This window comes from Desulforadius tongensis (assembly GCF_016907915.1).
GTDB lineage: Bacteria > Bacillota > Desulfotomaculia > Desulfotomaculales > Desulfohalotomaculaceae > Desulforadius > Desulforadius tongensis.
This window is the reverse complement of record NZ_JAFBCW010000034.1, coordinates 1-11,288: the sequence shown is the minus strand read 5'-3', so window position 1 is coordinate 11,288 and position 11,288 is coordinate 1. Positions and strand designations below refer to the sequence as shown.

10 protein-coding genes are annotated in these 11,288 nt (G+C 47.3%); 7 read left to right on the top strand and 3 right to left on the bottom strand.

Going from position 1 to position 11,288, the window contains the following annotated elements:
* Positions 1-61 precede the first annotated feature (61 nt).
* The 6 genes from JOC37_RS13630 (at position 62) to JOC37_RS11645 (ending at position 6,796) form a co-directional block, all read left to right on the top strand.
* Positions 62-1,237, top strand: coding sequence for an HD domain-containing phosphohydrolase (locus tag JOC37_RS13630; RefSeq protein WP_204619167.1), 1,176 nt, complete (start codon positions 62-64; stop codon positions 1,235-1,237).
* The gene (locus JOC37_RS11665; protein WP_338017387.1) at positions 1,194-2,252 is read left to right on the top strand and encodes a PTS sugar transporter subunit IIC; all 1,059 of its coding nucleotides are present in this window, start codon (positions 1,194-1,196) and stop codon (positions 2,250-2,252) included. The genes JOC37_RS13630 and JOC37_RS11665 overlap by 44 nt, the downstream gene beginning before the upstream one ends.
* 196 nt (positions 2,253-2,448) lie before the next feature.
* Complete coding sequence (locus JOC37_RS11660) at positions 2,449-2,790, top strand: hypothetical protein (RefSeq protein ID WP_204619165.1); 342 nt, start codon at positions 2,449-2,451, stop codon at positions 2,788-2,790.
* Positions 2,791-2,935: 145 nt separating this feature from the next.
* On the top strand, positions 2,936-5,080 hold the full coding sequence (locus JOC37_RS11655; protein WP_204619163.1) for a Tex family protein: 2,145 nt from the start codon (positions 2,936-2,938) through the stop codon (positions 5,078-5,080).
* A 121-nt stretch (positions 5,081-5,201) separates the two neighbouring features.
* The gene (locus JOC37_RS11650) at positions 5,202-5,843 is read left to right on the top strand and encodes an adenylate kinase (RefSeq protein ID WP_204619161.1); all 642 of its coding nucleotides are present in this window, start codon (positions 5,202-5,204) and stop codon (positions 5,841-5,843) included.
* Positions 5,844-5,974: 131 nt separating this feature from the next.
* Entirely contained in the window at positions 5,975-6,796 is an 822-nt protein-coding gene (locus JOC37_RS11645) for a phosphorylase family protein (RefSeq protein ID WP_204619159.1), read from the top strand.
* A gap of 38 nt (positions 6,797-6,834) precedes the next feature.
* Here JOC37_RS11645 and JOC37_RS11640 read toward each other — a convergent pair whose 3' ends face one another.
* From JOC37_RS11640 to JOC37_RS11630, 3 genes are all read right to left on the bottom strand, one after another.
* On the bottom strand, positions 6,835-7,134 hold the full coding sequence (locus JOC37_RS11640) for a DUF2325 domain-containing protein (RefSeq protein ID WP_204619157.1): 300 nt from the start codon (positions 7,132-7,134) through the stop codon (positions 6,835-6,837).
* Positions 7,135-7,284: 150 nt separating this feature from the next.
* A complete protein-coding gene (locus JOC37_RS11635; RefSeq protein ID WP_204619155.1) occupies positions 7,285-8,622 on the bottom strand; it encodes a [Fe-Fe] hydrogenase large subunit C-terminal domain-containing protein in 1,338 nt (445 codons plus the stop codon).
* A 90-nt stretch (positions 8,623-8,712) separates the two neighbouring features.
* Positions 8,713-10,641 carry an ABC-F family ATP-binding cassette domain-containing protein gene (locus JOC37_RS11630; RefSeq protein WP_204619153.1) on the bottom strand — a complete coding sequence of 643 codons (1,929 nt, stop codon included), beginning with the start codon at positions 10,639-10,641 and terminating at the stop codon, positions 8,713-8,715.
* 85 nt (positions 10,642-10,726) lie between these two features.
* Here JOC37_RS11630 and JOC37_RS11625 point away from each other — a divergent pair, with 85 nt between their 5' ends.
* Complete coding sequence (locus JOC37_RS11625; RefSeq protein ID WP_204619151.1) at positions 10,727-11,146, top strand: hypothetical protein; 420 nt, start codon at positions 10,727-10,729, stop codon at positions 11,144-11,146.
* Positions 11,147-11,288 lie beyond the last annotated feature (142 nt).

Genomic DNA, 11,288 nt, shown 5'->3' with positions numbered 1-11,288 from the left:
AATTACACAAATGAACAAATTATTTTAATTATTAAAATTTTAAGGAGAGAAGGGAGTAACTGTGCTCGATAACCAGCTGTCTGTTCTCTTACACGAGATTGTTAGGGAAAAAATGTCTGTTAATCCTTGGGAACCGTTGAGTAAGCGAATTGACCAGTCCAGGTTGCCGAATTTAGATTTGGATGAACTGCATTTTAAAGCGGTGCAAAAGACTGCTTCAGACCACCGGCTGGTGGAACTTTTCCCCGGGCCGGTTCTGGTTTTGGATGAAGAAGGCAGTGTGGTATCGGCCAATGAAAGTGCCCTGGCTTGGATGGGTAAAAATTTTTACGCGGTGGAAAATGAATTTATTGGCGACTTAATTTATGACCGGCGTCGAAATAACAATAAAAACCGATTTCTAAGCCCCATTATTGAAGTTATAGTAAAAAATAAAGAAGTATTTTTAGAAAAAAGTTATGTAACCACCACCCTGCTCACCAATCCCATTCCGGCGGAAATCAGTACCAAGGTAATTAAAGAGAAGGGTAAAATATATTTTGCCGTGGTGATATTTAACGAGTTTTCAGCGGGCAGTTTTGACCGGGAAATACTGCGCATGTACAATGAAATGTTTTCAGACAGCCCGGAAATATTAACCTATTTTGCTAAATACATTGCCGGGTTAGATGTGTATACCAGGGGGCATTGTATGCAGGTGGCCGAATACGCTGCCCTGCTGGGTATGGAAATGGGGCTGGATGATCAAGGGCTGGAGATGCTTTATACTGCCTCTATGCTTCATGATATCGGTAAACTGGCGGTATCACCGGAGATACTGCATAAAAACAGCGGTTTAACCCCGGAAGAAGAGCGGGAGCTGCAAATTCACCCGGTGGTCGGTGCTGATATATTGGAAGAATTTGCTGTATTTTATGAACTGGCACCCATTGTCCGGCATCACCATGAAAGGTATGACGGTACGGGGTACCCGGGTAAATTAAAAGGTGATGAGATACCGTTATTGTCCCGCATCATTACTTTAGCCGATGCCTTTGATGTTATGACATCTTACCGTCCTGATCACGAAGCCTTTACGCTGGAACAGGTGAGGGAGAAGCTGTTATTTAATCGCGGTAAACAATTTGATCCCCAGCTGGTGGAAGTGGCTGTCAGGCTGATGGATAACGGCAAATTAACTGCAGCTAAGTTTTGTGCCGTACCTGATACTGAAAAAGGTAGGAGAAAAAGTGGCTGAGCAGATATCTTTTTTTAAAAGAAAAAATGTGCAAATATCGGTGCAGAGATACCTGGTACAGGCTATGGGTTTCATGGCGCTGGGGCTTTTTGCGTCGCTTATCATAGGCTTAATTATTAAAACCTTTGGTCAAAAGCTGAACGTGGACTTTTTGGTGCAGGCCGGGTCGCTGGCCATGGATAAAAATGTGGTGGGAGCGGCCATTGGCGTTGCTGTGGCTCACGGGCTGCAGGCCCCGCCGCTGGTGCTGTTTGCGTCAGCGGTTACCGGTGCTGCCGGGTACCTGCTGGGAGGCCCTGCGGGCAGTTTTGTTTCCGGGGTAATTGGGGCGGAATTCGGTAAAATGGTGAGCAGAGAAACGCCGGTGGATATCATAGTTACCCCGGTGGTGACAATACTGGCCGGTTTTGCCGCCGCCGGTACAGTGGGACCGGTGATAGGTTCGGGTATGAAGCAGTTGGGTAATTTTATTGAATGGGCCACGGAACTGCACCCCGTTCCGATGGGAATTCTGGTGGCTGTGGTAATGGGTTTATCTCTTACTGCGCCCATCAGCAGCGCGGCCCTGGCCATTATGATGGAACTGAGCGGTTTGGCCGCCGGAGCGGCCACTGTGGGATGCGCGGCTCAAATGATCGGCTTTGCTGTAATCAGTTACCGGGAAAACGGTGTAGGCGGTTTGCTGGCCCAGGGGTTGGGCACATCAATGCTGCAGATACCTAACATAGTAAAAAACCCATGGATAATACTACCACCCACAATAGCCGGGGCGCTGTTGGGTCCACTGGCCACTGCGGTGTTTAAAATGAGCAATATACATTTAGGAGCGGGAATGGGCACAGCCGGTTTGGTGGGGCAGTTTACCACTGTTACCGCCATGGGCTTTAACGGCACTGTTTTGATGAAAATATTAATGCTGCACTTTATTGCCCCGGCCCTGCTGTCTTTAGCAGCGGCCGCATACATGCGCCGCTGGGGATTAATAAGAGAGGGAGATATGAAACTGGATTTGTGAATGTTTTACCCTGCCGCTGCGGCAGGGTTTTTCTATTTTGTAATCACAAGGTCTTTCTCTTTATCATACAATGATTTAGATAGAGGATGTTCGAAAAGTTCGCGCCGCTGCAATTTCGAACACTCACTTGTAATACAAAAGCCACCGGCTAAGTAGGATACCATTTTCCAGGGTAGGATAGCAAGGAGGTGTAACTGTGAGCAGACATTATGTTACCGTGCTGGGTACAGAACTGCCCGTTTTATTTACTGACAACCACAGGGAACTGGCAGAGACCCTTGCCCATGAACTTAAAAAACGTTTCGGAGACATGGTGGAAGTTGAGTTTATAAACATACTGAACAAGGAGCTAAATAAATTTATACACCTGTGGCCCACCATCGTCAGATCCGGGCTGCCGGTAGTATTAATAGACGGTGAACCCCGTTTTTACGGTGGTGTGCCCACAAGCGATGTTGTAAAAACTATAGACGGAATGGTAAAACCAAAAACGCTCTTTAAACCGCCGGTTAGACCGGGGGTTAGGCCGCGCGGGTAAAAGCCAGCAGCAGATTAAATTGCCGGGTTTGTCCCGGCAATTTAATCTGCTGCCTAATAGGGAAATTTTTTATTGATACAAGCTGAAGTTTTAACATATAATGGACAAGCCGCATGACACTTTACTGTAGGAATGGAGGGGTAAGATGGACAACCGGTTGATAATAGAGCAGGTGGCAGAGGCCACCGGTATCAGCAGCAGACAGGTGACACAAACGGTAAAACTGCTGGATAAAGGAAACACAGTGCCCTTTATTTCCCGTTATCGCAAAGAGGTTACCGGTGAACTGAACGAGATACAAGTAAGAGAAATAGAAGAAAAGTTAAAGTTCTTCCGCAATTTGGCCCAGCGCAAGGAAGAAGTGCTGCGTTTGATAGATGAACAGGGTAAACTGACCCCGGAACTGCAGCGGCAGATAGAGAGTGCTGCCAAAATTACCGAAGTGGAGGATTTATACCGGCCCTACAGGCCAAAGCGGCGTACCAGGGCGTCGGTGGCCAAGGAAAAGGGCTTGGAACCCCTGGCAGATTACTTAATGTCTTTCCCCGGGGAAGGGGATGTAATGGCTGCAGCCTCCGGCTATATTTCTGAAGAAAAAGGGGTGGAATCCGCAGAGGATGCCCTGCAGGGTGCCCTGGATATTGTGGCAGAACTTGTGGTGGACCATCCCGAAGTGCGGGGGTGGGTACGTAAATTTATCACTGAGCAGGGCATAATGGTGACATCTGCTAAGGATAGTGAAGCCCGGTCGGTGTACGAAATGTACTATCAATTCAGCCAGCCCGTAAAAAAATTGCCGCCCCATCGCATTCTGGCCATTAACCGCGGGGAACGGGAAGGGTTTCTTAAAGTGAAGGTAACGGTGGAGGAAGAGCGCATTTTGAAGCACTTATATAAGAGATGGGTAAAAGAGACCTCTGTTACCACCGATTACGTAAAAAAAGCCGTTAAAGATGCATTAAACCGCCTGGTACTGCCGGCGGTGGAACGTGAAGTGCGCAGTGAACTCACCGAAACCGCTGAAAAGCAGGCCATTAAAGTATTTAGTAAAAACCTGCAGCAGCTGCTGCTTCAACCGCCGGTGCGGGGCAGCATCGTACTGGGGGTTGACCCGGCATACCGTACGGGATGCAAATGGGCGGTGGTGGATGAAACGGGAAAGCTGTTGGAAGTGGGAGTGGTTTATCCCACACCGCCGCAGAATAAAGTAGAGCAGGCCAAGGAAATCTTTAAAAACCTGGCTGATAAATACAGTGTAGACATTATAGCCATTGGAAACGGCACCGCTTCCCGGGAGACAGAGCAGTTTGTGGCCGATTTTATCAAGGAATATACTAAAAAACAAATTCGCTACATTATTGTCAGCGAGGCCGGGGCCAGTGTATACTCTGCCTCAGATTTGGCTGCCAAAGAGTTTCCCACCCTGGATGCTGCCCAGCGCAGTGCGGTTTCCATTGCCCGGCGGCTGCAGGATCCCCTGGCTGAACTGGTAAAAATAGACCCCAAATCCCTGGGGGTGGGGCAGTACCAGCACGATGTCAATGGTAAAAAACTGCAGGAAAACCTGAGCAGTGTGGTGGAGTCGGCGGTTAACCATGTGGGGGTAGATTTAAACACCGCTTCCCCCTCCTTATTATCTTACGTGGCCGGAATAAATGCCACAGTGGCTAAAAATGTGGTAAAATTCCGGGAAGAAACGGGCCGGTTTAACAGCCGGAACCAGCTGAAAAAAGTACCCCGTTTGGGCCCCAAAACCTATGAACAGTGTGTAGGTTTTTTAAGGGTATTTGACGGTGAGAACCCGCTGGATAAAACCCCCATACACCCGGAGTCTTACGATATTGTAAAAAAGTTACTGCAGCAGATTGACTGCAGGCTGGAAGAAGTGGGCAGTGAAAAAATGAGGGACAAGCTGTCTGAAATAAATATAGAAGAAATGGCAGAGAAACTGAACGCCGGAGTGCCCACATTAAAAGATATCGTAGAAGCATTGATGAAGCCGGGCCGTGATCCCCGGGAAGAACTGCCCGGGCCCATACTGCGTACAGATGTGCTGAGCCTGGAAGATTTAAAGCCCGGTATGGAGTTAAAGGGTACGGTGCGCAACGTGGTGGATTTCGGGGCCTTTGTAGACATCGGTGTTAAGGTGGATGGTTTGGTACACATATCGCAAATGGCGGATAAATATATCAAACATCCCCTAGAAGTGGTTTCGGTGGGGGATATTGTGACAGTGCGGGTGCTGGAGGTTGACCACCAGCGCCGGCGGGTGGCACTTAGTATGAAGTAACACCGGCTGGAGCGGGACAACTTTTTCAGAGCAGGTAAAATCGGATATTCACAGGGGACAGGATTGTGATATAATACACATAGTTGTAAACTAGGAATATTTATGTTCAGGAGGGATTTTTGTGAATTTACTTATCATGGGACCGCCTGGAGCAGGTAAAGGTACCCAGGCTGAAAGACTGGTTAAAGAACTGAACATTACCCACATTTCCACCGGCGATATGTTCCGTGCTGCCATTGCCAACGGTACCGAAATGGGTTTAAAGGCCAAAGAATACATGGACAAGGGAGCCTTAGTACCGGATGAAGTTGTTATCGGCATGGTTAAAGATCGCCTGCAGGAAGAGGACTGCAAAAAAGGCTTCCTGTTGGACGGTTTCCCCCGCACCGTAGAACAGGCCAAAGCCCTGGACGAAACATTAAAGGAACTGAACATTGAATTAGATGGTGTGATCAACATCGAAGTTCCCATGGAAAAATTAATGGCCCGCTTGACCGGGCGCCGGGTATGTAAACAATGCGGTGCTTCCTTCCACGTAATATTTAACCCACCCAAAGAAGAAGGTAAGTGCGATGCCTGCGGTGGCGAGCTGTACCAGCGCAGCGATGATAACGAAGAATCCGTGGGTACCCGCCTCAATGCCTACATGGAAAAAACCCAGCCGCTGATTGATTATTATAAAAAACAAGGCAACCTGAAGAACATCAACGGTGACCAGGAAATTAACAAAGTACTGGAGGACATTCTGGCCGCAGTTAAATAACCGCAGTGTTTAAAGACACCCTATGCCAATTTAGGGTGTCTTTAATATTAAAAACGGCCCTTGAAGGCTTGGGTGGTAAGTGATACCATAAGGTATGTCCATGAATTACAAATTTAAGGGAGGTAGGCGGTGTGGGAGCGGTTAAAATACCAAGTTCCAGTTATGCCATTATTGGTGGTTCCAGTACATACTCAATAAATTTCCCCGAAGATATTAACAGGTATGTTAAAGTTTTAGAAAAAGATCTGGTTTTTAATACTCCCTGGGGAGAAAGTCCTCCTTTTAAACTTTTTGCCCTGGGTGACAAACGGGTATTAACCCTTAAAATGCACGGCTGGCGGCCGGGAGTGGCCAGAGCAGATGCTTCCCGCCAGGTATTTTGGGTGTTTAAACAGGCCGGTGTAAAAAAAATAATTGCCGAGGGCGGAGTGGGCAGTATTAACCACCTGTTAAAGCCCCGGGATCTTTTGGTGGCCACCGACTACCTTGATTTTTCCATGCGTAAGGATGTTTCGCTGGATGGAGCATACCTTTTGACCATGCGTCAACCGGTGTGTCCGCTTCTGCGTGATAAACTGGTGGTAGCAGCAGAAAATCACTCGGTGGGCCGGGTCTTTGACCGCGGCGTATATGCAGTTACCGATGGACGCCATTTTGAAAGCGAAGCGGAAGTGCAGATGATGAGCCGCATGGGTGCCGATATAGTTGGCCAGAGCATGTGTCCTGAGGTGTACTTGGCTCGTGAAATCGGTGCCTGTTACGCCCGCATCGACATGGTGGTAAACTATGCCGAGGGAGTGGTTCAACAATGGGAGCACAGGGAACTGAAAGATATTTTTTATAATGAAGCGGAAAGAATAGGAACCATCGTGCTGGAGGCCATTGCCGAGGCTGATGAAGATGATTGGTCCTGCGGGTGCCGGGAACTGCGCAAAGAAACTCTGCTCAAGTAAAGATGAGATGCCGGGAGTATATTTACTTACCGGCATCTTTAATTTTTACAGCAATTTTGAAAACACTTGTCACAAAAATGTTTCTTTATATGACTCCACGACCTTCTGCAGAAAAATATCGGCACCCCTTTGGATTTGGCGGCTTTTTTAATTTTTTTGCAGGTATTGTGGCATATGTAATCTGTAAAAACCAAAACACAGTCAGCTTTTTCCGGCAGTTCTAAAGTGTAATGTTTTTTCTTCCGGCCGCTGGTGTGAATGATGTTGTCAAATCCCATTTCAGAGAGGTTTTGATTAATATTTCCCAGTCTGTCTCCGCCGACCACAAATATAGACAAAAGCTATCCCCCCATAATTAATAATGATAATCATTATCAATAAGATAACTGAGCATATGATACCCCAATCCTTTTTACTTGTCAATACCTATACCAATTTTTATTCCCGGGGGATGCGTTTGTTTGTCTGCCCTGAAAAATACTGCGGTTCTAAGCCGGGCCGTTCTCGGGGGAATAAACATGTCCGGTCATATTTTCTTTTTGGGAGTGCAGATCCGAGTGTTTACCGTACCGCTGGTTCCATATCTTGGCCTGCTCATTGTCCAGCGCTTCAAAAACCTGGGCCTGATCAGCGTGCCTGTCTACCATTTCCGCTCCTCTTTTACTGTCTATTATAGTGCCCGGCCCGCCCACACAACCGCCGGGGCAGCCCATACCTTCCATAAAGTTGGCGTCCAGGGTGCCTTCTTCAACCTGCTTCAGCAGTTGGTTGCATTCCTTTAGCCCGTTACCCTGCACCGGCCTTATTTCATACCGGGGATCTATTCTTTTTACCGCCCGGACAATGGCCTCTGTTACCCCGCCGGTATGGGCGTAAATACGCCCGTCATGGGAAGCATCCTCCATTTTCGGTTTGCCCAGTGAGCCGTCCAAAGGCACCCCTGCGGCTTCTAAAAGGGCTTTGGTTTCTTTATAGGTTAACACGCAGTCCACCGCCGGCTGTAAATCTGGCCTTTTAGCTTCCGCTTTTTTGGCAATACAGGGGCCGATAAATACCACCCGGCAGTTGGGCGTGCTGTTTTTCAGCATTTTACCCATGGCAATCATGGGAGAAACCGATGGAGACACCAGGTTTTTAACTGTGGGGCGAATTTTTTCCACCAATTTAATAAAGGCCGGGCAGCAGCAGGAGGTAATAACAAATTTTTCGCCGCTTTTCATGCGCTCAACGAAGAATTGAGCTTCATGGGCGGTAATCACATCTGCAGCCATGGCCACTTCGTAAACGTCGCTAAAACCGATGGCTTTTAATGCTCCCTTAAAAATTTCCGGAGTAACGTGATCACCAAACTGGCCGACAAAGGAAGGAGCCAAAATGGCATATACCGGGTACTTACTGCGCTGCATTATCATGCTGGCCACCTGGGCAAATTCTGAGCGGTGAACAATTGACCCGGTGATACAGTTATCAACGCACCAGGTGCATTCCACACATTTTTGGGGGTCAATTTTATATTTGCCCTGTTCATCCCTGCCGATGGCCCCGGTGGGGCACACTTCTACACAGGGCTGGTTATCCCGGCAGTGGTTACAGGCCCCCTCTATTAGCTGTACCAGCAGCGTGTTTTCTCCCTGGTCTTCATCCAGCAGTAATGAAAGCCGCTTTTTCACCCGTTTCCGCCAGAACTCATACTGGGGGTCATCTTTTTCGATACCGGTGTCTTTCATTATGCGGTTTACTATCCTGTCCCGGTCCATGGATTGTCCTTCTTTTATCTGCCGGGCCAAACTAACCAGTAAACGGTGGGCAAATTCATTGGGATTCAAAAAGGTCACCTCTTTAAAGAAAACTGTTATCAGTATTGTCAGCATTTTTTACATTATTTATCCGGCGCAAAAAAATTAAAGCCGAAACCGTTAATTGGTTCCGGCCTGTTCCTCCAGTTCCACCCATTCTGAAAGATAATCATCCAATTTTGTTTTTAACTCGTCCAACCGGTTATTTACCTCTAAACACCTGTTGTGATCTTGATAAACCTCAGGGCTTAAAAGGTCTTTTTCCAGTTTTGCTATCTGTTCTTCACAATCCTTTATATACTGCTCCAATTCCTTGATCCTGCGCTGCCGCTTTCTTTCCCGGCGCTGTATTTCTTTATTCTGCAGGTATTTTTGTTTATCTTTTTGTTTCTTATTTTCCTTTTTAGTTTCCGCCATTTCCCGTTGGTACGGCTGCAGCTGCTGTTTTTTAAATACATAATAATCGTAATTGCCCAGGTAACCGGTAACCCCGTCCCGGTTTAACTCCAGCACCCTGGTGGCAATTTTGTTTACAAAGTACCTGTCGTGGCTGACAAATAATATGGTGCCGGGAAAGTCAATTAACGCGTTTTCCAGCACTTCCCGGCTGTAAATATCCAGGTGGTTGGTGGGTTCGTCCAGTATTAAAAAATTTGCCTGGCTGAGCATAACTTTGGCCAGTGCCAGGCGGGCCTTTTCACCGCCGCTTAAATCGCTGACCATTTTTTTAACGTCTTCGCCGCTGAATAAAAAATTGCCCAGTGCCGTGCGGATGTCCTTTTCAGTCATTTGCGGGTATGCATCCCACAATTCATGCAGTACCTGCTTGTTTGCCGTTAACTTTGCCTGCTCCTGCTCGTAATAGGCGATTTTTACTTTAGTACCGTATTTAATATCACCGGACAGGGGTTCCAGCTGCCCGATTAGTGTTTTTAACAAAGTGGACTTGCCCACACCGTTTGGCCCCATGAGAGCGACACGTTCTTCCCGTTCTATTAGAAAATCGATACCGGAAGAGAGGATTTTATCCCGGTAGCCGATGGTTAAATTACGGGCTTTAATTACTTCTCTACCGCTCTGGTGCTTAATATTAAATTTAAAACTGGCTTTTTTTATCTCCCGGGGCTTATCTGTAACTTCCATTTTTTCCAGCTGCCGCCGGCGGCTCTGGGCTCTTTTGGAGGTAGCGGCCCTGACGATGTTTTTTTGCACAAAATCCCTTAAACGGGCAATTTCGTCCATTTGTTCTTTGTGCTGCTTTAAGCGCAGTTTAATCTGTTCTGACTTTTGTTCCAGGTATTGAGAATAATTACCCCGGTAAACGGTACCTTTGGAATATTCTAATTCATAAATGAAGTTGGCCACTGCATCTAACATGTAGCGGTCGTGGGAAACTATCAGCAGTGCTCCGGGGTATGATTTTAGATATTGTTCCAGCCAGTTAAGTGTGTTAATATCCAAATAGTTGGTGGGTTCGTCCAGCATTAAAACATCCGGGGACTGCAGCAGAAGCTTGGCCAGAGCCACCAGGGTTTTTTGACCGCCGCTTAATGTTTGTATCTTGGTATCGGCGCCCAGCTTATTTAAATTCAACCCGTGCATTACATTACGGATGGCGGCGCGGTAGCTGTAACCGCCTTTTTCTTTAAAAGTTTCAGATAGGTTGGAGTAATGGTCCAGCAGCCGCCGGTACTTCTTATCATCGGATATAACCGCCGGGCTGCTGAGATCGGTTTCCATTTCCCTAAGCTTTGCTTCCATCTGTATTAAAGGTTGGAATGCTGACAGCAGTTCTTGATAAATACTGTTTTTAGAATCTAAACCGCCGTCCTGGGAAAGGTAGCCCACTGTAATATCTTTCGGTTTGATAATTTCCCCGGCATCGGGGTGCAGTTCTCCGGCCAATATTTTCAACAGTGTGGACTTGCCCGCGCCGTTAACCCCTACCAGGCCAATACGCTGGCCGGATTGCACTGTCAGTGTAACACCGGATAAAATGGTGTTGGCACCGTATGATTTTGTTATCTGGGATGCTTGCAGTAGAATCAATAATCTCACCTCTACACTTAATGTAGTTTATCGCACTGTTTAATTGGAAGCAAGAACTTCAAATTAATTAAGGAGGCATATTTTTATGATTAAGGTAACACCTAAATCGGGCAGTATTGGAATTATTAAAGCACCCCATGCGGCTAAAACCACCGGGGTGACATTGTTTAGCCCGGACTTTGCACAACCTTACCACCAGCTGCACGAAAGTGATCGCATTGTCGGTGCCATGACCGGGAAGTTTGATTACCGCTGGGAGTACATAAAGGAAGAGGAGTCGTACCTGCTGGTTGTAAACTTTTATCAAGGAAAAGTGGAATTTGCAGTGCAATTTCCCAAAGATGCCGCCGGGCAGATACTGCAAGCCCTGGTGGAGGGAGGGACGAGGGTATTTACCCTGGTATTGAAGCACAAAGAAGAGTCAAGCAAGCTGTTTGATGATGCGGTGGTGCTGATGGGAATAGAACTGGATATCCTGCCGGAGGCGGGCTGGCCGGTGGTATAAAGTGGTATAAATAAGTCAGGCAATGGTACGGTAATACCATTGCCTGACTTTTTATGTGTGCCCGGCATGGGCAATGTCTATAGGGTGAAAGTCCCGAACGTTGAAGGTAGCAGTAAACGTTAGCTTAAGGCAAGGGTGTCCG

Bases quoted from the DNA above. Each gene is read 5' to 3' on its own strand.
- JOC37_RS11625 (WP_204619151.1), top strand. From the start codon at position 10,727: ATGATTAAGGTAACACCTAAATCGGGCAGTATTGGAATTATTAAAGCA.
- JOC37_RS11655 (WP_204619163.1), top strand. From the start codon at position 2,936: ATGGACAACCGGTTGATAATAGAGCAGGTGGCAGAGGCCACCGGTATC.